Genomic DNA, 21,875 nt, shown 5'->3' with positions numbered 1-21,875 from the left:
GAACGGATGAGGAGTTAAATTGTGGACACGCTCGATCTTGAGCTGTTCGACATGGGGAAGGGTTGGCAGATCGGGGTTCTGCGCAGCGCGCCCCGCCTGCCGCAGGATGTGCGGCTGGAGATAAACCGGCGGGAAAAGCCGGCCGACAGCCTGATTCGTTCCATCGTCGATATCCGCGCCGGCGGCGCGCGACGCTGCTACCTGCTGTTCCAGCGGTCCGCCCGGTCGCGCCAACCGGTTGAACGGCTCTGTCTGCGCGGCACCGGGCTGGCAATCGACCTCTTGCCGGTGCGGCCATTGTCCAGTCTGGCCGAGGCGGCAGGTTTGCTGGGGGAAAGGCTCTGCCTCAGCCTCATTAACTTTCTGGTGAAGGAAGCAGCCCCCCGCTTTGGCCTGTTCGAACGCGGGGGCGATACGGCAGCGTTGCGCGGGCTGCTGCACAATATGGCGACCGCCTATCTGCCGGTCAGCTATCACGCCGACCTGTCGCACGGTAAGCATTATGTCGAATCGCGGCTGGTGGCACCGGACACGCGCCCGGTGACGATCCTGTCGATCGGGCAGGATGGCGCGCGCGTCACGCTGACAAAACCTGTCGAAATTTCCCGCGTCTCCAACAGCGATTTCCGCCAGGGCCTGTTCCTGAACGGGCAGGATGACAAGCCCTTCCGGGACGAGATCGTGGTCATGCTGCAGGGCGATCAGGCCCTGAAGATCGCCGCGCCGAACGTCCGCGGCACCTCGATGAAGGCGTTTCTCGGGCGGATCGCGGAGTTCGACATGGCGGCCCGGCTGCGCCTGCGCGAGGCGTTGGGCACGATCATCGGCAAGGACGATGCGTTCGGCTTGGTCTTCGCCTGGATGCAGCGGCTGCAGGCCTTCGGCGCCGTGACCAGCGCCAATGCCAGAGCACCGTTCGGCGGCGGCATTGACCTTGCCGTGCCCTGCGGCGATGCCGGTATCTACCTGCGCGGCTGGCTGTGGGACCCGCATGAGGCGCTGCAGCGCTTCGACGTGGTGTCCGCCTATGGCGAGAAAGCGTCCCTCCTCGACAATCTGGTCCGCATCGAGGATGAGAAAGTCGGCAAGCATTTCCAGAAGAACGGGCTGCCGATGCTGCGGGAAAAGCCCGGCTTCGCCGCCTTCCTGCCGATGGCGAAGGGCGCGCGGCATGGGCTGCAGACCCGCGCCGAGCTGGATTTTGCCGGCGGGGTGAAGATCGATCTCATGAGCCCGGTCTCGCAGATGACACCACGCCTCGCCCGCGATCTTGTGCTGCGTTCCGTCCCGCGCGAGAGCGTCACGCCGGAGATTCTGGAGACCCTCTACCATCCGGCGCTGAGCGCCCTACAGGCGGAGTGTCTCGCCGGCAAGCGGATCGACCGGGTGGTTTCCTTCGGCACGCAACCGACGAAGCCCGGCATCAGCATCGTCATCCCGCTCTATGGCCGCTATGATTTCATCCGCGCGCAATGGATGCGCTTCGCCTTCGACCCTGACCTGACCAATGCCGAGCTGATCTATGTGCTCGACAAGCCGGAGGATGCGGCGGAGGTCGACTCGCTGCTGCGCGGGCTGCACCTGACCTTCGGCGTGCCCTGCCGGCTGGCGGTGAATGCGGAGAATTATGGCTTCGCCGGCGCCTCCAACCTGGGGGCGTCGCTGGCCACCGCGCCGATGCTGCTGTTCCTGAATTCTGATGTCGTGCCGATGGGGCATGGCTGGCTCAGCCAGATGCTGGGCTTCTACAAGGCAACACCGGAGATCGGCCTGCTGGGGCCGAAGCTGCTGTTCCCCGATGGCAGCATCCAGCATGCCGGCCTGCATTTCATCGGTGGCATCACGCAATGGTGGCTGAACGGCGTCTATTGCAAGGGCTACCCCGCCGACTGGCCGGCGGCCTGCACCTCGCGGGAGGTTCCCGCCGTCACCGGCGCCTGCATGATGATCGCGCGTGGCAAGTACGAGGAAGTGGGCGGCATTTCCGAGCAGTATGTGATCGGCGATTTCGAGGATACCGACCTCAGCTTGCGCTGCCGGCGGCAGGGCTGGCGCAACTGGTACATGGCCGACACCGCGCTGATGCATATGGAGCGCGCCTCCATCGAGGGCCATGCCAGCTACAGCCTGGCGCCAGTCGATGCCTATAATGGCTGGCTGCACACGAAGCTGTGGGGCGCGGATATCGAGGCCTTGCAAGGGTCGTCCACGGGCGGCGGCGCCCTGCGGCAGGTGGCGTGATGCGCATTCTCCAGGTTGCCCCGGCCTTCTTCGAATTCCAGCCCGGCGGGACGGAGCTGTGCGCGCGCAGCCTGCACCGTGCGGCACTCGGCGAACCCGGCATCGAGTCGCACCTGCTGGCCTGCGTGCCTTCCTGGCATGCCAGGCCGGGGGCTGGCAGCGATTTCCTGACGCCGACTGCCGGCCGGAACGAGACCGGCATCGCGATCCGGGCGTTCGACACCTTCCACCTGTCGCAGCTGGATGATCTGGGCGTCCTGCGCGCCTTCCGGGATTTCCTGCAGGATTACCGCCCGGACCGCATCCATTTCCACCATCTGCTGTATCTGGGGGTGGAAGGCATCGCTGTCGCGCGGCGCACCTGCCCGGACGCGGAAATCCTGCTGACGCTGCATGATTACTATGCGATCTGCGCCCATGACGGGCTGATGACGAAGAAGCAGGACGGCGCGCTGTGCTATGGCGCGCAGCCGCATGCCTGCCTGCAGTGTCTGCCGGAAGCCTCGCTTGAGGATTTCGCGCTCCGTGAGCAGGGCATCCGCGCCGCACTGGAGCTGGTGGATCGGCTGATCGCCCCCAGCGCCTTCCTGCGCGACCGCTTCCTCGCCTGGGGCATCCCGGCGGAGCGGATCGTCTGCCAGCCCAACGCCCTGCCGGAAGGCTGGGAGGCGATGACGCCGCTGCCGCCGCGCGACCGCCGGCCGGACGCGCCCATCCGCTTCGGCTTCTTCGCCAATGTGATGCCGCACAAGGGGCTGCATGTGCTACTGGAGGCCGCCCTGTCGCTGAAGGAACAGGGCGTAGAAGGCTTCCGCATCGCCGTGCATGGATCGGACAAGCATGCGCCCGAGGCCTACAAGGCGCGGATCGCGGCACTTTCCGACAGGCTGGGCGCATCCGTCTCGCAGCGCGGCGGTTACGCGCATGAGGAACTGCCGGGCCTGCTGGCGGGCGTCGATGCGGTCATCGTGCCCTCGGTCTGGTGGGAGAATGATCCGCTGATCGTCCGCCAGGCTACAGCCGCCGGGCGTCCCATCCTCTATGCCGATCTGGGCGGGCTGGCCGAGGCCGGGCAGCAGGAGGGCGGCATCCCCTTCGCTGCCTGCGATGCCGCATCGCTGGCGGAGCGGATGCTGTCCTTTATTCAGGACACGGGCACTCAGGACGCAGGCGTCACACGGCAGCCGACGCTGGCGGTCGGAGGACAGCGCTGATGGCCCCGGCGCCGGGAAGCAGCCTGCCGGCCCGTCAAGGCAGCCTGCCGGCGCACGCAGGCGGCATTCTCGGCTGCATCGACGCCATCGATGGCGACCGGCTGTTCGGCTGGGCCTGGGACCCGTCACGCCCGTCGGCACGGCTGCCGATCGAGATCTATGTCGATGGCGACCGGACGGCGCGGATGGAAGCCGGGCAGCTGCGCGAGGATCTGGCCGCCAACGGCATCGGCGACGGCTATCACGCCTTCGAATATCAGGACCCCCAGGGCCGGGCGCTGGCCAGCCACAGCATCGAGGTCCGGCTGGCCGGGCAGGCGGGATCGCTGCCGGCAGCGGGACAGGCGGCCTCCGTGCTGGCGACGCATGCGCTGTTTACGCGGCTGGCTCAGCTGGAGTCGGCGGTGGCGGGGCTGCAGGACGAACAGCAGAAAACCGGCAGGTTCTATCACTTCGCCCTGAAGGGGCTGGAGACGCTACAGCGCGATGTCACCCTCCACGACAAGGTGCTGTACCGCCAGGACGAACGCACCGAGGCGATCCTGCAGCAGACCTCGCGCTTCGGCGATTTCGTCCGCAAGATCGTCTGGAACCGGCGGTTCATCGTCACGCTGTCCTTCCTCGGGCTGTTCGCCCACCTGTTCTGGATTTTCATTTTCTTCTTCTGAGGCGTAAGCGCGTTGCCGGAAACCGAGACATGACCGCCGAGAGCGACTTCCACCGGGAGATCGAGGATATCGCCGCGTATTTCGACGCGGTTTTCTATCTCGACCGCAATCCCGACGTGGCCGCCGACGGCATGGACCCCGTCGCGCATTATGTGCGGTATGGCTGGCGCGAACGCCGCGACCCGTCGCCCGACTTCTGCACGCTGGCCTATCTGCAGGCCAACCCGGATGTCGAGGCGGCGGAAATTAACCCGTTCTGGCACTACGTCATCTTCGGGCGCTACGAGAACCGCAGTCTGCGTCCCGCCGAAGAAACGCCACTGCATGAACGGCAGGCCGATATCATCGCGCCGCATGTCGATGCCGCCTTCTATCTTGGCAAATATCCGGACGTCGCCGAGGCCGGCATCGACCCGGTACAGCATTACTGGCTGTCGGGATGGCGGGAAGGCCGCGACCCCAGCCCCGCCTTTTCGACCGGCTTTTATCTTTCCAGCAACCCCGATGTCGCCGAGGCGGGCATCAACCCGCTCTGGCATTATGTCGTCGCCGGCCAGGCAGAGGGACGCGCGCCGCGCCACCCGGCGGGCCGCCGGCATGAGCTTCTGGCGCAGCAGACCAGCTTCAAGGCGCTGGTCGCCAAATGGCTGAAGCAGGAGAAACCGCCCGCCCGGCAGAAGGCGGCGACGCTTGGCAAGCGCATCCTCGCGCGCCGCAAGGCCGGCCAGAACCGGCTGGTGATCTCGGCCGGGCAGGATGATTACCGGAAGATCGGCGGCGGCGTGCAGTTCTGCATCCAGCGCGAGGAGAAGCTGGCCCCGGCGCAGGGCGCGCTCTATGTGAACATCCATCCCTGGCAGCCCCTGCCCTGCCTCGCGGACCGGAAAGGCGATCCGCTGATGCGCGTTATCGCGGCGGGTGAAGAGGTGGGCACCGTCCTGATGTCGGAGCTTACCGCCTGCATCGGATCGCTTGCGGGAAAGTTCACGGCGACCAGCCTGATTGTGCACCATCTGATGGGGCACCAGCCGGAGGCGCTGGCCGCACTGGCGCAGGCCGCCGGGGCGTCGTGCCATGTCTGGCTGCACGATTCCTTCACCATCTGCCCCAGCTTCGCGCTGCAGCGCAACAATATCGCCTTCTGCGGCGCGCCGGACATCGCCTCGAACGCCTGCCAGCTCTGCCTGTTCGGCGAGGCCCGCCGCGACCACCAGCGCCGGCTTGCCGCCTTCTTCCGCGACACCGGTGCCACCCTGATCGCCCCGTCGGAGCCAGCGCTGGCCTTCTGGCGCGCGCGCGGCGGGATCGAGGCCCGTTCCGCCATCGTCATCCCGCACCTGACACTGGCGGAGGAAAAGGTTACCACCGCTGCCAAGCCGGGCGATCCGGACAGACCGCTCCGGCTCGCCTTCATCGGCACACAGCTGCCCTACAAGGGCTGGACGGTCTTCTGCGACCTTCACGAAGCGCTCGCCGGCCAGACGGACCTGGAATTCTGGTGCTTCGGGACGGCGTCCCCCGGCCTGGCAGGCATCACGCATGTTCCGGTGAACGTCACGGCGGAGGACTCCGACGCCATGGTGACGGCCCTGCGCGAGAAGGATATCGATTTCGTCCTGCACTGGGCGGACTGCTTCGAGACCTTTTCCTTCTCCACCTGCGAGGCCATCGCCGCCGGCGCCAGCGTCATCACCAACCGCACATCGGGCAATGTGACGGCCATCATCGAGGAGACCGGCCACGGCATCGTGCTGTCCGGCAAGGCGGAACTGCTGGCCTTCCTGACCGACGGACGGGCCCAAAAGATGGCGCGCGACCGGCGGAAGGCCGCCGGCACGACCCGCATCGAACGGCGCTACAGCGCCTTGTCCTTCGCCGCGCTGGACGGAAGTGCGCCATGACGATCCATGCCTTCACCAGCTTTTCCTACAGCTATCTGAACCGGGCGCGGGTGCTGGCCGCAACGCTGCGCCGGCAGCATCCGGACTGGGTGCTGTGGGCGGTGCTGACCGACCGCGCGCCGGAAGGCTTCGCCATCGACTGGCAGCGCGAGGAATTCGACCGCGTCCTGACCGCCGAGGAACTGCTGGGCGACACTGCCGGGCAATGGCTGTTCGGCCATGACGTCATTGAGGCCTGCACCGGTGTGAAGGCAGCCGCGATGCAGTGGATCATGCAGAGCGATACCTGCACGAAGCTGTTCTATTTCGACCCTGACATCGCGGTGCTGAACCCGGTCACGGAGATCGCCGATCTGCTGGACAGCCATTCCATCGTGCTGACGCCGCACCAGATCGACCCGGAGCCACGCGCCAGGCGCGGCGCCATCATGGATAATGAGATGGCCTCGCTGCGCCACGGTGCCTTCAATCTGGGCTTCCTTGCCGTCCGCAACGACCAGGAAGGCAGGCGCTTCGTGGACTGGTGGGCGGACCGGCTGCAGGACTGGTGCCATGACCGGCAGGATATGGGCGTCTTCGTCGATCAGAAATGGTGCGATCTCGTGCCCTGCTTCTTCGACCGGGTGAAAATCCTGCGCGACCCCGGCTGCAATGTCGCCAGCTGGAACATCAGCCAGCGCCGCCTCAGCTTCGACGACCAGGGCATGGCGCGGGTCAACGGCCAGCCCCTGCGCTTCTTCCATTTCACCAAGCTGGGCGCCGTCGGCGATGCGATGACGCAGCGCTATGCCGGGGACAATATCGAGGTCTATGAGCTGTGGCTCTGGTATCGCAACCAGATCGAGAAGGCGACCAGCCCGGAAATCCCCAACCGCTACTGGTATTATGATAGCTTCGACAATGGCGTACCGGTCCCCAAGCAGGCGCGGGTCCTGTACCGGGAACGGAGCGACCTCCGGGCCGCCTTCCCCGACCCCTGGAAGGCCGAGGGCGGCTATTTCGAGTGGCTGTGCAGGGAAACCGACTTCATGGCCGGTATGGCGGGCATTAGCGGGAAACCGGCTTGAGCAGTGTTCCTGAATCGATCGCGCGGTTCTTCGACCTCCGCAAGGGTGGGATGTACTCCAAAATCACGCCTTACAGAACGATCAAAAAGTCCCAAGAATAAAAAAAATAAGACGCTTCATTACAAAGTCTGGCGACGAGAGCAATCATGAACGCTATTAATTCGATATTTGAAAAATATAATTCCTTAAAAAAAGAAGAGCCAAATTATCAGGACATCCCTCTTCCTAAGAAAGAGTATTGCATCTATTTCACACCCAGATCAGGAAGTACCTGGCTTACCGAAATGCTACATTCCACAGGAGTGATGGGCTATCCGGAAGAATGGTTCAATCCTGAGAACATACCGGAAATGCTTAAAGAGACAAAATCGTCAAGCATAGATCATTATATAAACTCAATTAGAAGAACGAAAAAATCCACAGATGGCACATTTGGCTTTGAAATCACATTCTTCCAGATGAAATTAATCGCGGATAACATTGATTTTTTAGGTAGTTTTTCAAAAAGAATAGTCCCATTTTACTTGACTAGGAGCGATTTCGTCGCACAGGCAGTTTCTCTTTATAAAGCTGTATCGACTGGGTACTTTCACTCTACGCAAACTTACAACGCCAAGAACGAAGTTAAATATAATGGAAACGAGATTAAAAAATGGATACTGCATATCATGCAACAAGAATGGGGCTTTGAGCAGCATTTTGAGAAATCAAAAAAGAAGCCATTCAGAATAACATACGAAGAAATGACCGCCTGCCCGGAGAGTGTGGTTGGGAATATCTACTATTACGTTCACAAGAAAATTATGCCAGATACAATGTCCGTAAAATCAGAATACAAGCCTATATCGAACAGATTATCCGAGAAGATGGCCAAGAAATTTAGAGAAGAAAACGAAGAATTTGTTAGACATTGGAGTCTATGCAGAGGAAAAACCAAAGTTTGGTAAATTAATAACCTGTACTGTATTCTATACTTCAGCCCATTTCCCGGTCCATATGCTGGATATGGACAGCCCCGATTACGAGGACCGGCTGTCTACGCTGTTCGGTGCATCGATCCGGGTGGGCCACGCGAATGTCGGCGTGCCGGCGGTCGTCTCGACCGACTGGCCGGGCCATATCCAGGCGCGCACCGTCACTGTGTCGCCGTCATAGGCCGACAGATAGTCGGCCGGGACCGGGCCGGGAATGACTGACGGCGATTCAGCCAGCGTTCCGGTGGCGCCGACCAGCCCGGCGATAATGATGGCGCTGCGCAACATGCCCGGCACCATACACTCTTACCAGCCCGCGCCGCCCTCCAAAAGAAAGCGCCCCCGGGCAGAACCCGGAGGCGCGCAACAGTCCCTTGCTCTCCCGCTGAGCTACACCCCCTCATGAAAATGGTGGAGGTGACGGGATTCGAACCCGCGACCCTGGGAGTTTGCCGATAAACTTTTTGTTATCGCGCCTATATTAGACGTTTCGGGAACATTTCAAGGCCTTACCTGAGAATATTAGTTCCCCTGTGCACACTCGTGCACACAAGCGGGAGCATAGACGGAACCGGGGACACATTCCCGCCTTGCCAACACAAGGCCTCGACTGGCATTCAGCCATTTTTGCGAGGCATCCCTATTATCGCACTCTAGAGGTCACGGGTTCGTTTCCCCTCGTCATGCGTGTAGCGGCGCCAGATGGGCGTTAGGTGAGGGGGTGGCGACCTGGATGTGTTCCAGTGACCCAGCGGTGATCTGGTTCAAATCTGGTTCATGCACTGTCTTTCAGCGCGGCGGTCCGTGACCAGGCTCTTGAAAGAGTTGGTCGGAGCAGCAGGATTTGAACCTGCGACCCCTGCCTCCCGAAGACAGTGCTCTACCAGGCTGAGCTATGCTCCGGACCGAGGGCGTGCTTATAGCGCCCCAAATCCCGGCCCGCAAGGGCAAAGCCACGACATTCGCGCGATTGTCTCTGCCTGCCTGCGAACAGCCGCGTCAGCCCTTGCTGAAAATCGCGGTGAAGGTGTTCGAGACCGTATCCCCAAGGCCTTTGAGGCCGATCATGAAGAAGCCCGCGGTGGCAAAGCCGAAGCCGCCGGCGACCTGCTCCAGCGCCGCCTCGTCCAGCTCGCCATCGGCAGTGCGGGGGGCTTCGACCAGCGCGCTTTCGACAATCGCGGCATCGCCATCATCCACCGCAAAGCCGGAGCGACGCGCCACCGCGAGGATCGCCGCGCTGACCTCCGGCTTGCCAGGATTGGCGGGCAGCAGATCCCGCACCTGGGCCTGCAGCCCCTCATCCTTCGCCAGATCGCCGAGAAAAGACGTAATCGCCGCTTCAGACATGGATCGTCTCCCTTGTGTATTGAGGAAGACAGTATCGGCGGTCAGGAACAGCGGCACTGTCCCTTCCGTCCCGGATCGGTTGACGATTCGTCCTGAAAAGCCTCAGCCTGAAATAACCTCAGAAGGCGCGCTCGACGGTGAAGTCGATCAGGTCCTCCAGCGCGTCGCGCAGCGGCGAAGCCGGGGCGACGTGCAAGGCCTCGCGCGCCGCCTTGCCGTAGAAGCGCGCCCGCTCCAGCGACTCCGTCAGCGTGCCGTGCCTGACCATCAGCGCCATGGCATGCTCCAGGTCGCCATCGCGGATGTCCTGCTCCTCCAGCGTGCGCTGCCAGAAGCCGCGTTCCTCCGCATCGCCGCGCGCGACCGCCAGGATGATCGGCAGGGTGATCTTGCCGTCGCGGAAATCGTCGCCGACCGCCTTGCCGAGTTCCGCCTGCTTCGCGGAGTAATCCAGCACATCGTCGGTCAGCTGGAAGGCGATGCCGAGATTGAGGCCATAGGCGGCGAGTGCGGCCTCCTGCTCCGGCGTCGCCCCCGCGACCACCGCGCCGACCTGGGCGGCGGCGGCGAACAGCTGCGCCGTCTTGGACTCGATCACCTGCAGATAGGCAGTCTCGTCGGTGGAGATGTCGTTGGCGGTGATGAGCTGCTGCACCTCGCCCTCGGCGATGACGGCCGAGGCGTTGGAGAGGATACCCAGCACCTTCAGCGAGCCGGCATCGACCATCAGCTGGAAGGCGCGGCTGAACAGGAAGTCGCCGACCAGCACGGAGGGCTTGTTGCCCCAGATTGCGTTGGCGCTGTCCACGCCCCGGCGCAGGTCGCTCTCGTCCACCACATCGTCATGCAGCAGTGTGGCGGTGTGGATGAACTCCACCGCCGTCGCCAGCTTCACATGGTCATCGCCGCCATAGCCCAGCAGCTGGGCGGCGGCCAGCGTCATCATCGGGCGCATGCGCTTGCCGCCGGCGGCGACGATGTGGCTGGCCAGCTGCGGGATCAGCGCCACGGGGCTGGCCATGCGCTCCACGATCAGCCGGTTGACCCGCTCCATGTCTTCGGCGACGAAACCGCTCAAGCGGTCGAGCGCGCTGCGGTTCGCCGGCTTGCTGTCCTCTGATACGCTGGTGGCTGTGGCCACGGATGCACCTTATGCTCGGTTGGCTTTAGCGGCCCGGCTTGACGCCTGCCCGCGACGACAGCGAGCATAAGACCGGTGCACCATCGGTCAAGTGCAACCGAGTGCCGCATGCGAGGAGAAGCCATTGCGCGAGCTGATGCGCACCAACGACCCGGTGAAACTGTCCTGGCTGGTCTCGCTGCTGGCCGATTCCGGCATCGAGGCTGTGGTGTTCGACACCCATACCAGCATCCTGGAGGGCAGCCTGGGCGTGCTGCCGCGCCGGCTGATGGTCACCGACGACGAGTATGATGCCGCCTGCCGGCTGCTGCGCGATGCCGGCGAGGAGCCGTATGAGCCCGGATTTTTCTGAAGACCGGCTGCTGGGCGGGCGCGTCCTGCTGCGCCAGCCGAGGCAGGGCTACCGCGCCGCCATCGACCCCGTGCTGCTCGCTGCATCCCTCGACCCGAAGCCGGGCCAGCATGTGCTGGATATCGGCTGCGGCGTCGGTGCGGCGGCCTTGTGCCTGCTGGCAAGGCGGCCGGATATCACGATCACCGGCATCGAGATCCAGCCCGGCCTTGCCGAACTGGCGCGTCAGAACGCGGCGCTGAACGGCGTTGCCGACCGTTTCCAAATCATCGAGGGCGATATCGCCACCCTGCGGCTGGACGCGCGCTTCGATATGGCGATGAGCAACCCGCCCTTCCTGCCACCGGCGCGCGGCAATGCCCCGCCCGATGCCTCCAAGGCGCTGGCCCATGTCGAGGGCGAGGCCGACCTGCCCGCCTGGACGCACTTCGCCGCCACCGCCCTGCCGCATCGCGGCACGCTGACGCTGATCCACCGCGCCGACCGGCTGACGGAATTGCTGGCAGCGCTGGATGGCGCCCGCTTTGGCAGCGTCACACTGTTTCCGCTCTGGCAGCGCAACGAGACACCCGCCAAGCGCGTGCTGGTCCGCGCCGCCAAGGGCGGCAAGGCGCCGCTGGTGCTCACGCCCGGCCTGCTGCTGCACGGCGCCGACGGCGGCTTCACCCCCGCCGCCGAGGCAATCCTGCGCGATGCGGCAGCGCTGACGTTGGGGTGAGGGCGCTCTACAGCATGTCCTTCAAGACGATTGTCCGTCTCCCCTCACCCAGCTTCAGCTAGGCTCACTATCGTTCACCAAGCTGTCGCAACCCTCTCCCCTTCCGGGGAGAGGGATAAGAAAAATGACATCAAAAAAACTCCCTCTCCCCTTGCGGGAGAGGGTTGCGCAGCCTTATCGAGCCAAATGGCGAGATTAGGCGAAGCTGGGTGAGGGGGTAAGCAACTGGAATTCCTAGAAATTCATCCGCCCTCACATTTTTCTTCCCGAACGTTCCGGCATGCTATTGTGTGCCACGCGCAAGAATGGTGAAATTTAATCAACTACACCATTTCTGGAGCGGCGGATGGCGACGGTGCCCTCGGCGCATTTCGCGGAGAATCCGGCGCTGTCCCCCTCCGAGAAGGCAGCGCTGGACGGTCTGCCCAGCTTCGATGCGATCCTCCGTCCCGCCCATCCCGCCGATGTCATAAGCGCAGCCAGCGAAGGTTACGATTTGCTGCTGCTGGATTTCACCATCGACGCCCTGCCCGACGCGGTGGAGGCGGTAGAGATTACAGGCACGCAAGGTGTCTCGCTGGCCGCCAACGCGCTCGGCAATCTCGTCGTTGGCGGGCTGGGCGCGGACACCGTGCTAGGCCAGCAGGGCGACGATACGCTGCTGGGCGGCACCGGCAGCGACCTTCTGGGCGGCGGCAAGGGGCGCGACCGGCTGGAAGGCGGGGCCGGCGACGACACGCTGTTCGGCGGTCGCGGCAGCGACATCCTGAGCGGCGGGGCAGGCCGCAACGAGCTGCAGGGCAATCGCGGCGCCGACACCATTCTGGGCGGGGATGAGGGCGATTTGCTGCGCGGCGGCAAGGACGGCGATTCGATCCGAGGCGGCGCCGGCGACGACACGATCCATGCCGGCAAGGGCGGCGACACGCTGGCCGGCGGGGGCGGCGCCGACAGCTTCCACTTCAAGGCCGGGGACGAGGAGAATCTGATCCTCGATTTCGACCTTGCCGAGGATGTCATCCTGCTGGCCGCCGATCTGGGCCTCGATGCCGCCATGGCGCTGGCGCGGATCGGAACGGATGACGATGGCAATGCAGTCATTGATCTCGGCCACGATACCTTCATCACGCTGGCCGGCATCGACCCGGCGGCCCTGACCCTCGATCACTTCCTGGTTCTGGAATGAGCAGCGCGCTGCCTCTGCGCAAGCCGGAGGTACAAACCTCTGCGCTACCCTGCACCGGCTTCGCGCTGGCCGGGGGCGGCATCTTGCATTGTTTTGCCAGCGACCGACCGATGGACACACGAGCACCGCCGCTGCTGGAGGGCAGCCCGGCGCGGCACTGGCGCATGCGCAACCATCTGGACGTGGCAGCGCGCGCCGCCGGCCTGCCGGGTTGGATCGTGCTGCTGGAAACCGTCGAGCCGGCCACGCATATCCGGCTCACAGCGCGGGACGGCAGCGCGGTGGACATCGCCTCGTCCGAAGCGCTGGCGCTGTCAGCGTTGGGGCGGCATATCCCCGTCGGCTGGCTGCCGCTGATCACCCGCTTCCTGCCCGGCGAACCGACACTGGCCCGATTACTGGAGAGCGGCCCGCCGCAGCGCTGGCACAGTCTGCATGATCCCGAACCGGGCCAGCCGGAAGGCCTGCCATTGCCCCTCACCCGGCTGATGGCGGCATTGCGGCATCTCAGACCCGATGTGACGGCGCGCCATCCGACTAACGGGGATTTCCTGGCCTGGTGCCTGCTGGAAGGATGCCGCGACTACCCGGCCTTGCGCGAAAACCCGGCCTGGCAGGGCGCGCCCTTGCGCCGCGCGGTGCAGGCGGCACGGCCCGACCTGCAAACCGCCTTCGCCGATCCGGATGGTCCAGCCTTCACTGACTGGTGCAGAACCCATGGCGCGGCGGAAGTGCCGGCGCTGGCGGCCCCTGCCATCCGGCGCACGCCTATTCATTTGCAGAAGGGCGGCGTCACCCTCGTCGGCCATGCGCGGGGCGCGCTCGGCATTGGCGAGGATTGCCGGATGGCCGCCCGCGCGCTGCAGGAAGCCGGGGTGCCGGTCGCGGTGCTGGACGTGCCGGTGCCGGGCGATGCGGCGGATGACAGCTTGCGTGGCCTGCTGAGCGACGCCCCACCCTATGCGGCGACGCTGCTGTGCCTGACCGGCTTTGCCAGCCTGGAGCTGTTCGCCCGCGAAGGCGGCGGCCTATGGGATGGCCGCTCCGTCGCGGGCTTGTGGCCGTGGGAACTGCCGCGCTGGCCCGACCGCTTCGCCGCCGCCTGCGATCTGGTTGATGAACTCTGGGCCGCCAGTGCCTTTACCGCCGCTGCCTATGGCGACGCGCCGGTACCGGTGCGGCATCTGCCGCCTGCCGTAGTGGTTTCTCCCGCCAGCCTCTCCCGCGCCGATTTCGGCCTGCCGGCGGGAAGCTTCCTGTTCCATGCCGGGTTCGACGGCAATTCCACGCTGGCGCGCAAGAACCCGCTGGGCGTCATCGACGCGTTCCAAATGGCCTTTTCGCGCGCCCGCCGCGATGTCGGCCTCGTGGTGAAAGCGATGAACCTGCCGCCGGAGTCGGAACTGCAGGACGCTATTGCCGCCGATCCGCGCATAAAGCTGATCGACCGCCGCCTGCCCCGTGCGGAGGCCGAGGCGCTGCTCGCCTGCTGCGACGCGTATGTCTCGCTGCACCGGGCGGAGGGGTTCGGACGTATTCCGGCGGAAGCCCTCGCGCTGGGCCTGCCGGTGATCGCCACCGGCTGGTCCGGCCTGGCGGATTACCTGACGGCGGAGACCGGCTTTCCCGTCGATTGCGCCCTCGTGCCGGTGCTGCCCGGCGCCTATCCCTTCGCCGAGGGCCAGCACTGGGCGGAACCGGATATCACCCATGCCGCCCGGCTGATGTGGCAGCTGGCGGACGATCCGGCCAGCGCCCGCGCCAGCGCCGCACGCGGACAGGCATTGATCCGGCGGGACTACAGCCCCGAAGCCGCTGGCCGCCGCTACCGTGCCCGGCTGGAGGAACTCGGATGGCTGTGAAGCATCACGAAAGCCGGATCGGATGCCACCCGCGCTTCAAGTGCCGCCAGCGCAGCCGGCCCGGCCGCCGCGGCATAGGCAGCGCGCACCGCAGGCCAGCCAGCCGCCGGGGCAGTGCCCGCCGCCACCTCCTCTGCGTAGGAGAGCGGCCAGCGGTCCGGCACCTCCAGCCCGTGCCGGTGCAGCACCTGCATCGATTCGACGAACACGGTGGCGCGCAGCCGCTCGGTCTTGGCCCCGCCATGACGGCGCTGCAGCGCCTGAACCTCCGGCACGAAGCCAATCCGCCCCGGAAAGCGCTTCCAGGCGCGCAGCCAGAGATCGAGATCCATCGCGGTTTCCAATGCCTCATCGAGTATCCCCGCTGGCGGCCCCAGCGCCTGCAAGGCAGCCCGGCGCAGCAGCATCGTCGGCTGGCAGACGAAACAGCCATCGCGGAAATCATGCAGCAGCCCATCCGCCCGCACCGGATAGGGGCCGAGGTCGCGGCCATCCGTATCGATCCAGCGCGCATTGCCATGCGCCAGCGCGAGATCAGGCTGGGCGACGAACATCGCCCGCATCCGGGCAAGCGCGCCCTCGGCCAGAACATCATCGGCATTCAGCCAGCCCATAAGATCGCTGGAGGGCAGATCGCCGGTCGCCAGCGCGAAACCCCGGTTCAGCGCCTCCGCCTGCCCGCCATCGGCTGCGCGCAAAACGGTCAGCCGGTCCGGATACCGGGCCTTGAAGCCGGCCAGCACCTCCGCCGTGCCATCGGTCGAGAGATTGTCGAGCACAATCACCTCGTCCGCCACGTCCGGCCCGTCCAGAGCGCTGGCGAGCGCCTTTCCGATGAACCGGCCCTGATTGAAGGAGGGCATGACGAGGCTGATCCGCATGCCCCAGCATCGCACAAAACCAAATCGCATGAATGGCGGAGGCGCGCATGAGCCTCCGCGCCTGTATCCTGGCCTCCTGCGACAATGCCCCCTATCTGGCCGAAGCCATCGCCTCGGTGCGGGCGCAGAGCCTGCCCTTCGAGGCCATTGTCATCGCCGACGATGCCTCCACCGATAGCTCGCGCGATCTGATCCGTGTCCTCGCGGCGGCGGACAGAAGGATCGTCCCGGTCCTGCGCGAAAGACGGCTGGGGCCGGGCGCCAACCGCGATCTTGCCATCCGCGACACACAGGCGGACTGGATCGTCACGCTGGACGGCGACGATGTGATGGCGCCGGGCAAGCATGCGGCGGAATGGGCGGCGGTGCTGCCCTTCGCGGGCCGCGCGCCGGCCATCGGCTTCTCCGACGTGGCGCTGACCGATGCTTTCGGCGCCGAAACCGGGCGCTGGTCGCTGTCGCTCTATGGTGCGATGGACGGGGCGGAACGCACCGGCTGGTTCGCCCGCCGGACGGCACCGATCCCGCGCGACATGCTGTTGCCGAAGGCGGTGTATCTGCAGGCTGGTGGCTTCGCCCATGATCTGCCGCTCTATGAGGATTGGGATTTCAAGCTGCGGCTGTCTGCCCTTGCCGCTGTCTGGCGGCATTCCGGGATCATCGGTACGCGCTACCGCCGGCAGGGCGGCGGCCTGTCTGATGCGCCGCCCGGCCAGCATGAACGCTGGCAGGCGGAGGTGCGTCGACGGAATCGCGACCTGATCGCGGCGGTGGGCTCATGATCCCAACATTGCGCCCGCAGCCCGACGACACGCCGGAGGAAGGCTGGCGCGACGCACGCCGGCGGTTGGCGCGCTTGCTGCCGCAGATTCCGCCCATCGGCCTGGGCACGGCGCTGCGCGGCGATCTGGGCGTGCTGTACCGGCAGGTGGCGACCCGGAACCTGCGCGCCCTGCCCGATGCGGACGATCTACCGCCCCGCTTCCCGAGAACGGGCGATGCGCGCTTCTGGCCCGGCCTGCTGGGCCGGCTGCTGTATGACTGGCCGCATCGCTGCCTGCCCGATATCGAGGCCCTGGAAGACTGCCCGCCACCGCTGCTGGAGGCGGTGGTGCACACTCTGCTGGACACCGGCCTGCCGCTGGATGCAGACGACGCAGAAACCGCCCGGCGCGAAGCCTGGTACGCCAGCCTCATCGGCTGGATTGAGGCGACAGTCTCGGCCGATCCCGCCGGGTACCGGGCACGCCTGCTGCTGCGCGCCTTCCAGTCCGGTTGCAATTTCCTCGCGCATTTCCGGGGCCGGACGGACCGCGAGACCCTTGCCCGGCGCGGTAAGCTGATCGCGCATCTCGCCGGTCCACCCGGCCCTTGCCTGCCGCCGCGCAGGCCGGGACGGATACGGCTGGGTTTCCTGATCCTCGATGCCGGCAACCGGACCGAGACGCGCGTGCTGCTGCCCTTCCTTACCGGGCTGAACCGCGCCCGCATCGAGGGCTTCCTGATCCTGATCCACGGCATCCGCACCGACGCGGCGCGCGCCAATGCCGCGTGCGTGGAGCGCATCATCGATCTGTCCGGCGTTCCGGAGGCGGAACGAGCGGACTACATTCGCGGTTTCGACCTCGACATTCTGGTGTTCGCCAACAATCTGCTCGGCCGGGCCGGCGAATATCCGCGCCTGGCCTGCCAGCGCCTCGCCCGGCGGCAGGTCGCCACCATCGCCAGCCCGGCCAGCACCGGGCTGTCGGGGATCGCCCGGTTCCTGACCTCGGCAGACGCGGAAGGCCCGGATATCGCTGCACGGTACAGCGAAAAGCCGCTGCTGATGGAGGGGCTGCCGGTCTGCTTCGCCGAACCGCCCCTGCCCGTCCATCGCCCGCCCGAATCCCATCTGATCGACCGGCAGGTGGCGGAGTTGCGCCGCACGATCCCCGGCCCGGCGACCCTGCTGCTGGCAACCGCACATGCCGCCAAGCTGAACCCGGCCCTGCGCGACTGCTGGCTGACGATCCTGGAACGCGCGCCCGACGCCGTCTTGCTATTGCTGCCGGGCAATCCCGGCTGGACCGTGCCGGTCGAGCAACGTGCGGTGCTACGCTGGATGCGGGAGGCCGCAACGGCGCGCGGCCGCGATGCGCGCCGCATCGCCGTGGCCGGGCCGTTCCAGGATCGGGCGGCGCTCGTCCATCTGGCGCGGCGGGCGGATATCTTCCTCGATTCCTTCCCCTATGCCGGCTGCGCCAGCCTGATCGACCCGCTGCGCGCCGGCACGCCTGTGGTGGCGCTGGAGGGCGAGGCGCAGAAGGAACGGCAGGGGGCGGCGCTGCTGCGATCCATCGCTCTGGACGCGCTGGTGGCCAGCGATCCGGTGGCTTACGCCGATATCGCCGTGGCGCTGGCGGGCGATGCTGGGACGCGCGAGCACTGGCGCAGCCGCATATTGTCGCGCATCGAAGCAGCCCCGTTCCTCGATCCGGCGGATTTCGGACGGCGCGCCGCCGCCTGCTGGGAAATCCTGTTCCGCGAGATCATGGAGCAGGCAGCACAGGCCGATCCACTGGCGGCGGAGGCCCTGCGCGGCGATGTGCGGTCGGCAGGGTTCGGGCGCGGCTGGCACGCGGCGGAGGCGGGAGGCTGGCGCTGGTCCATCGGCGGGGAGGCGGCGCAACTTTCGCTTCCTGTCCCGTTTGCCGGTCCTGCCATGCTGGAACTGGCGCTGCGCCATCTGCCGGATGGCGCAAGGGGTGGGCTGCGGGTCGAAATCGGCGGCAGGCCTGTCCCGCACCGCCTGCTGCCGGCGCCCGATCCCGCCGAGGCGGCGCTGCTGCGTGCCACGATCCCGAAAGCACTGCTGGTGGGCGGTACGGCCGGGATCGCGCTGCATACGCCGCCGCAGCATGCGCAGGGCGATCCGCGCCCGCTGGGCGTGGCGCTGTCGCGCTTCGCGCTGCATCCGGCGGCGGGCACGATCCGCATTGACACCACCTCGCCACTGCTGGCGACCGGCTGGGAGATCGAAGACGGGTTGTTCCGTCTGCCGCCGGGGCGCACCGGAACGCTCTTCCCACGCCAGCCGCTGACGGGCCGGCATCTGCTGGTGCTGGAGGGGGTTCACACGGAGACGCCGCCGCGCCTCACCGCCGGTGGGCAGGAGATCGCGGTGCGGGACGGCATCGCCTATCTGCCGCCCTGCGACCGCATCGCCCTGACCGCGGCATCCGGTCTGACGTTGCAAGCCTTCACCCTGTTACCGGTAGCGCTATGAAGCTACGGCTGATCCACCAGCTCGCGCGCAGCGGCGGCACGCTCATCAACCGGCTGCTGCTGGCGCAGGGCGTCGCGGTGCTGAGCGAGGTGCACCCGCTGGGCTGGGCCAATCTTGACCCGCTGGCGCAGGCCTGCGACTGGTTCGGCCTGATCGGCGAGGGCGACCTGCAGGGACGGGACGGGCTGCCCTATGCCGAGGTTATCGCGCTGATCGCGGACAAGGCCCGGCGCAAGAAACAGAAGCTGGCGATCCGCGACTGGAGCCATCTCGACTTCATGCCCATCGGCATGGGGCTGAAGTCGTCGCTGGTATCCGTTCAGGCGGCGGTGCTGGCGGACCGCTTCGACCTCATCCGCATCGCCACCGTCCGCCATCCGCTCGACCAGTGGCTGAGCCTCGCCGCCATGCTGGCCGCCGAGGGCCGCCCGCCCCGGCAGGCCGAGCTGGAGCACTGGCTGGACGGCATGGTGGCCTTCGCGGTAATGGCAGCGGCAACCGGTTTCGTGCGCTATGAGGATATCGCCGCCGATCCGGCGGCCGGCATGGCAGAGCTGTGCCGGAGACTGGCCCTGCCTTTCGATCCAGCGCGGCTAGAGGGCTGGCGCGAGACCACGCAGTTCAGCACCGGCGGCGTGCCGGGACGGGCCGCATCCTCGGCAACCATCGAGAGGCTGGAGCCGCGACCGGCGCCGCCGCATCTCTTGCACCGGCTGAACCGCGACCGGCGGTACCGGCAGGCGCTGGAATTGCTGGGCTATGAGGTGCGGGCATGAGCCCCCCGCTCCCCGCCTTCCGCCGTATCGCGCTGGCACGGCGCTGGCTGGTCCGCGATGCCGCCGGGGCGGAAGAAGCCTTTCACGGAGCGGAAGGAAAGGCGCTGCTGGCGGCGCTGGAGGCGCCCCCCTTGCGCTGGCCGGACGCGCCGGAACCGCTGGAAGAGGCTGTTGCAAGGCTGCGCGGCGCCGATACCCCCGAAGAGCGCGCCGCGCCCCTGCTGGCGGGGCTGCTGCTGACCGAACCCTATCGCCTGCCGCCGCTCGATCCGATTGCGGGCCTGCCCGTCTGGCTGGGACCGGCGCTGTTCCGCACCCTCGCGCGCGGGCCGGATTTCTTCCGTGAAGCCGGCGATCCCGAGCGCTGGGCAGGCTGGGCGGAAAGTCTGCTGGCTGCCATCGAGACCGCCCCGCCCGAGCGGCAGACCGACGCTTTCGCCCTGCTGGAGGCGCTGCGCCTGCACGCCGCCTTTGCCGGGACCGGCGACCTGAAGCCGCTGATGGCGCGGCGCGGCAAGCTGATCGCGCGCTTTTCCCATGCCGAGGAGTGGACACCGCCGAGACGTGACGACGGGCAGATCCGCCTCGGCCTGCTGGCGATGCGGCTGGATGACCGGCCGAACACACGCTTCCTGCTGCCGCATGTCGCCGGGCTGGACCGCGACCGCTTCACCGTTACTGGTTATGCGCTGGCGGGCGATGAGGACAATATGGCGGCGCTGGCACGGCTGAAAATCGGCCACGTAAAACGGCTGGACGGCATGAGCCTTGCGGCGCGTGTGGCGGCGATCCGCAATGACCGGCTGGATGTGCTGCTGGTCGGCGGCAATGTAGCAGCCGCGATGGACCCGCTGGCGCGGCTGGCGGCGCACCGGCTCGCGCCCGTGCAGATCGCCTTGGCCGCCAGCCCGGTCACCACCGGCCTGCCCGGCATGACGCATGTGCTGCTGGGCAGCGAGACACCGCCCGAGGCCGATTGCCACTATACGGAACAGCCAGTACGGCTCGACCGGCCCTTCTGCTGCTTCGCCCCCAGTCTGGCGCAGGAAGTGCCACCTCTGACCCGCGCCAGCCTCGGCATTCCGGCGGAAGCGACCCTCCTGCTCTCCACCGCCAACCTGATGAAGCTGACGGCGGAGACGCTGGACTGCTGGCTCTCGCTGCTGGCGGAGACGGAAAATACCGTGCTGCTGCTGGCCCCGTTTAACCCGTTCTGGACCGGGCCCGACGCTCCCGTCGCCCGCTTCCGCCAGCATGTCGAGGATCGCGCGCTGGCGCAGGGCGTGGCGCGCTGGCGGGTGCGGCTGGCCGGCCCTTTTGCGGAGGCTGGCAGCCTTGCCGCACTGGCCGGAATGGCCGACCTCACTCTCGATGCCTTTCCCTATGCCGGCTGCACCAGCCTGCTCGACCCGCTGGCCGCCGGCCTGCCGGTTATCACCATGCGCGGCACCAGCCAGCGCGGCAATCAGGCGGCAGCGATGCTGGAGGCGCTTGGCCTCAGCCATCTTGTCGCCCGAAACGATGCGGAGTATCGGCGCATCGCCTTGCGGCTGATCGGCGACCCTGCGGAGCGACAGCACATCGGCGACGCGATCCGCCGGGCGTTGCCGGCAGCGCCTTTTCTGGATGGTGCCGGCTTCGCCCGCTCGCTCGACGCCGCACTGTCGGCTATCATCGCGGAAAATCTTGGGAGAGTGGAATGACCCCGCGCGACGTTCTGGATTTCTGGTTCGGCAAGCAAGCCTCGCCAGGCTATGGCGAGAAGCGGGCCGTCTGGTTCGAGAAGAACGAGAATTTCGACGAGGAAATCCGCGAGCGCTTCCTGCCGCTGGTGGAGGATGCTCTGGAGGGCGGCCTGTCCACCTGGGAGAGCGATCCGGAGAGCTGCCTCGCACTCATCATCCTGCTCGACCAGTTCCCGCGCAACCTGTTCCGCGGCACGGCGCGCGCCTTCGATGGCGACATGCGCGCGCTGGAACTGTCGAAGAAGGCGCTGGCGGAGGGCTATGACCGCAAGCTGCTGCCCCTGCAGCGGCTGTTCGTCTATCTGCCCTTCGAGCATAGCGAGGATCTGGCCGACCAGGACCGCTCCGTCGCCCTGTTCGAGAAGCTGAGCCAGGAAACCGACGATCCCGGCTGGCATCATTACGCCGTCCTGCACCGCGACATCATCGCCTGCTTCGGCCGCTTCCCCCACCGCAACACGGCGCTGGGCCGCGAGATGACCGAGGAGGAAAAGACCTTCCTCACCCAGCCGAATTCCTCGTTCTGAGTGA

Annotated in this window: 19 protein-coding genes and 1 tRNA gene; 15 read left to right on the top strand and 5 right to left on the bottom strand. The window is 66.4% G+C overall.

Translation table 11 applies throughout. The features are described 5' to 3' along the window. Positions 1 to 21: 21 nt before the first annotated feature. The 6 genes from MK313_RS06725 (at position 22) to MK313_RS06700 (ending at position 8,038) form a co-directional block, all read left to right on the top strand. Positions 22 to 2,241 (top strand): glycosyltransferase, encoded by a 2,220-nt coding sequence (locus tag MK313_RS06725; RefSeq protein WP_287780571.1) that lies wholly within the window; start codon positions 22 to 24, stop codon positions 2,239 to 2,241. Next, positions 2,241 to 3,455: a glycosyltransferase gene (locus MK313_RS06720; RefSeq protein ID WP_287780570.1), complete on the top strand. Its 1,215-nt coding sequence runs from the start codon at positions 2,241 to 2,243 to the stop codon at positions 3,453 to 3,455. Before MK313_RS06725 ends, MK313_RS06720 begins: the two co-directional genes overlap by 1 nt. Then, on the top strand, positions 3,455 to 4,123 hold the full coding sequence (locus MK313_RS06715) for a hypothetical protein (RefSeq protein WP_287780569.1): 669 nt from the start codon (positions 3,455 to 3,457) through the stop codon (positions 4,121 to 4,123). The genes MK313_RS06720 and MK313_RS06715 overlap by 1 nt, the downstream gene beginning before the upstream one ends. Before the next feature lie 29 nt (positions 4,124 to 4,152). Continuing rightward, positions 4,153 to 6,024, top strand: a complete 1,872-nt coding sequence (locus tag MK313_RS06710; protein WP_287780568.1) for a hypothetical protein — start codon at positions 4,153 to 4,155, stop codon at positions 6,022 to 6,024. Beyond that, entirely contained in the window at positions 6,021 to 7,091 is a 1,071-nt protein-coding gene (locus MK313_RS06705; protein ID WP_287780567.1) for a hypothetical protein, read from the top strand. The genes MK313_RS06710 and MK313_RS06705 overlap by 4 nt, the downstream gene beginning before the upstream one ends. 146 nt (positions 7,092 to 7,237) lie before the next feature. After that, positions 7,238 to 8,038, top strand: a complete 801-nt coding sequence (locus tag MK313_RS06700) for a Stf0 family sulfotransferase (RefSeq protein WP_287780566.1) — start codon at positions 7,238 to 7,240, stop codon at positions 8,036 to 8,038. Positions 8,039 to 8,110: 72 nt separating this feature from the next. Here the strand turns inward: MK313_RS06700 and MK313_RS06695 are convergent, their stop codons facing one another. The 4 genes from MK313_RS06695 to MK313_RS06680 form a co-directional block, all read right to left on the bottom strand. After that, positions 8,111 to 8,353: a hypothetical protein gene (locus MK313_RS06695; protein WP_287780565.1), complete on the bottom strand. Its 243-nt coding sequence runs from the start codon at positions 8,351 to 8,353 to the stop codon at positions 8,111 to 8,113. 538 nt (positions 8,354 to 8,891) lie between these two features. Continuing rightward, positions 8,892 to 8,968 (bottom strand) — tRNA-Pro (locus MK313_RS06690). 96 nt (positions 8,969 to 9,064) lie between these two features. Next, entirely contained in the window at positions 9,065 to 9,415 is a 351-nt protein-coding gene (locus MK313_RS06685; RefSeq protein ID WP_287780564.1) for a hypothetical protein, read from the bottom strand. A gap of 118 nt (positions 9,416 to 9,533) precedes the next feature. Beyond that, positions 9,534 to 10,556, bottom strand: a complete 1,023-nt coding sequence (locus MK313_RS06680) for a polyprenyl synthetase family protein (RefSeq protein WP_287780563.1) — start codon at positions 10,554 to 10,556, stop codon at positions 9,534 to 9,536. Between the two features lie 124 nt (positions 10,557 to 10,680). Between MK313_RS06680 and MK313_RS06675 the strand changes: the two genes are divergently transcribed. The 4 genes from MK313_RS06675 to MK313_RS06660 all read left to right on the top strand — a co-directional run bounded on the left by MK313_RS06675 (position 10,681) and on the right by MK313_RS06660 (position 14,674). Next, a complete protein-coding gene (locus MK313_RS06675; RefSeq protein ID WP_287780562.1) occupies positions 10,681 to 10,908 on the top strand; it encodes a DUF2007 domain-containing protein in 228 nt (75 codons plus the stop codon). After that, positions 10,889 to 11,626: a tRNA1(Val) (adenine(37)-N6)-methyltransferase gene (locus MK313_RS06670; protein ID WP_287780561.1), complete on the top strand. Its 738-nt coding sequence runs from the start codon at positions 10,889 to 10,891 to the stop codon at positions 11,624 to 11,626. Before MK313_RS06675 ends, MK313_RS06670 begins: the two co-directional genes overlap by 20 nt. A 346-nt stretch (positions 11,627 to 11,972) precedes the next feature. Then, on the top strand, positions 11,973 to 12,812 hold the full coding sequence (locus MK313_RS06665; RefSeq protein WP_287780560.1) for a calcium-binding protein: 840 nt from the start codon (positions 11,973 to 11,975) through the stop codon (positions 12,810 to 12,812). Continuing rightward, positions 12,809 to 14,674, top strand: coding sequence for a glycosyltransferase (locus tag MK313_RS06660; RefSeq protein WP_287780559.1), 1,866 nt, complete (start codon positions 12,809 to 12,811; stop codon positions 14,672 to 14,674). The genes MK313_RS06665 and MK313_RS06660 overlap by 4 nt, the downstream gene beginning before the upstream one ends. On the opposite strand, the gene MK313_RS06655 is transcribed toward MK313_RS06660, so the two are convergent. Continuing rightward, a complete protein-coding gene (locus tag MK313_RS06655) occupies positions 14,638 to 15,555 on the bottom strand; it encodes a glycosyltransferase (protein ID WP_287780558.1) in 918 nt (305 codons plus the stop codon). The two genes, MK313_RS06660 and MK313_RS06655, sit on opposite strands and share 37 nt — an antisense overlap. A gap of 47 nt (positions 15,556 to 15,602) precedes the next feature. Between MK313_RS06655 and MK313_RS06650 the strand changes: the two genes are divergently transcribed. Genes MK313_RS06650 through MK313_RS06630 form a run of 5 tightly spaced genes read left to right on the top strand, consistent with a single transcriptional unit; the run spans position 15,603 to position 21,871 of the window. Further along, positions 15,603 to 16,337 (top strand): glycosyltransferase family 2 protein, encoded by a 735-nt coding sequence (locus MK313_RS06650; protein WP_287780557.1) that lies wholly within the window; start codon positions 15,603 to 15,605, stop codon positions 16,335 to 16,337. Next, positions 16,334 to 18,823: a hypothetical protein gene (locus MK313_RS06645; protein WP_287780556.1), complete on the top strand. Its 2,490-nt coding sequence runs from the start codon at positions 16,334 to 16,336 to the stop codon at positions 18,821 to 18,823. The genes MK313_RS06650 and MK313_RS06645 overlap by 4 nt, the downstream gene beginning before the upstream one ends. Beyond that, a complete protein-coding gene (locus MK313_RS06640) occupies positions 18,820 to 19,599 on the top strand; it encodes a sulfotransferase (RefSeq protein ID WP_287780555.1) in 780 nt (259 codons plus the stop codon). The genes MK313_RS06645 and MK313_RS06640 overlap by 4 nt, the downstream gene beginning before the upstream one ends. After that, positions 19,596 to 21,302, top strand: coding sequence for a hypothetical protein (locus MK313_RS06635; RefSeq protein ID WP_287780554.1), 1,707 nt, complete (start codon positions 19,596 to 19,598; stop codon positions 21,300 to 21,302). The genes MK313_RS06640 and MK313_RS06635 overlap by 4 nt, the downstream gene beginning before the upstream one ends. Next, positions 21,299 to 21,871 (top strand): DUF924 family protein, encoded by a 573-nt coding sequence (locus MK313_RS06630; protein WP_287780553.1) that lies wholly within the window; start codon positions 21,299 to 21,301, stop codon positions 21,869 to 21,871. Before MK313_RS06635 ends, MK313_RS06630 begins: the two co-directional genes overlap by 4 nt. Positions 21,872 to 21,875: the final 4 nt, after the last annotated feature.

Source organism: Oceanibaculum sp. (genome assembly GCF_022449305.1).
In the GTDB taxonomy this organism is placed as follows: domain Bacteria; phylum Pseudomonadota; class Alphaproteobacteria; order Oceanibaculales; family Oceanibaculaceae; genus Oceanibaculum; species Oceanibaculum indicum.
The sequence above is the reverse complement of the archived record's forward strand: the minus strand, read 5'-3'. Positions and strand labels throughout refer to the sequence as shown.

Excerpts from the sequence above, each read along its gene's own strand:
- MK313_RS06720 (WP_287780570.1), top strand. The coding sequence starts at position 2,241 with ATGCGCATTCTCCAGGTTGCCCCGGCCTTCTTCGAATTCCAGCCCGGC.
- MK313_RS06715 (WP_287780569.1), top strand. The coding sequence starts at position 3,455 with ATGGCCCCGGCGCCGGGAAGCAGCCTGCCGGCCCGTCAAGGCAGCCTG.
- MK313_RS06710 (WP_287780568.1), top strand. The coding sequence starts at position 4,153 with ATGACCGCCGAGAGCGACTTCCACCGGGAGATCGAGGATATCGCCGCG.
- MK313_RS06705 (WP_287780567.1), top strand. The coding sequence starts at position 6,021 with ATGACGATCCATGCCTTCACCAGCTTTTCCTACAGCTATCTGAACCGG.
- MK313_RS06700 (WP_287780566.1), top strand. The coding sequence starts at position 7,238 with ATGAACGCTATTAATTCGATATTTGAAAAATATAATTCCTTAAAAAAA.
- MK313_RS06695 (WP_287780565.1), bottom strand. The coding sequence starts at position 8,353 with ATGTTGCGCAGCGCCATCATTATCGCCGGGCTGGTCGGCGCCACCGGA.
- MK313_RS06685 (WP_287780564.1), bottom strand. The coding sequence starts at position 9,415 with ATGTCTGAAGCGGCGATTACGTCTTTTCTCGGCGATCTGGCGAAGGAT.
- MK313_RS06670 (WP_287780561.1), top strand. The coding sequence starts at position 10,889 with ATGAGCCCGGATTTTTCTGAAGACCGGCTGCTGGGCGGGCGCGTCCTG.
- MK313_RS06665 (WP_287780560.1), top strand. The coding sequence starts at position 11,973 with ATGGCGACGGTGCCCTCGGCGCATTTCGCGGAGAATCCGGCGCTGTCC.
- MK313_RS06660 (WP_287780559.1), top strand. The coding sequence starts at position 12,809 with ATGAGCAGCGCGCTGCCTCTGCGCAAGCCGGAGGTACAAACCTCTGCG.
- MK313_RS06655 (WP_287780558.1), bottom strand. The coding sequence starts at position 15,555 with ATGCGGATCAGCCTCGTCATGCCCTCCTTCAATCAGGGCCGGTTCATC.
- MK313_RS06650 (WP_287780557.1), top strand. The coding sequence starts at position 15,603 with ATGAGCCTCCGCGCCTGTATCCTGGCCTCCTGCGACAATGCCCCCTAT.
- MK313_RS06645 (WP_287780556.1), top strand. The coding sequence starts at position 16,334 with ATGATCCCAACATTGCGCCCGCAGCCCGACGACACGCCGGAGGAAGGC.
- MK313_RS06640 (WP_287780555.1), top strand. The coding sequence starts at position 18,820 with ATGAAGCTACGGCTGATCCACCAGCTCGCGCGCAGCGGCGGCACGCTC.
- MK313_RS06635 (WP_287780554.1), top strand. The coding sequence starts at position 19,596 with ATGAGCCCCCCGCTCCCCGCCTTCCGCCGTATCGCGCTGGCACGGCGC.
- MK313_RS06630 (WP_287780553.1), top strand. The coding sequence starts at position 21,299 with ATGACCCCGCGCGACGTTCTGGATTTCTGGTTCGGCAAGCAAGCCTCG.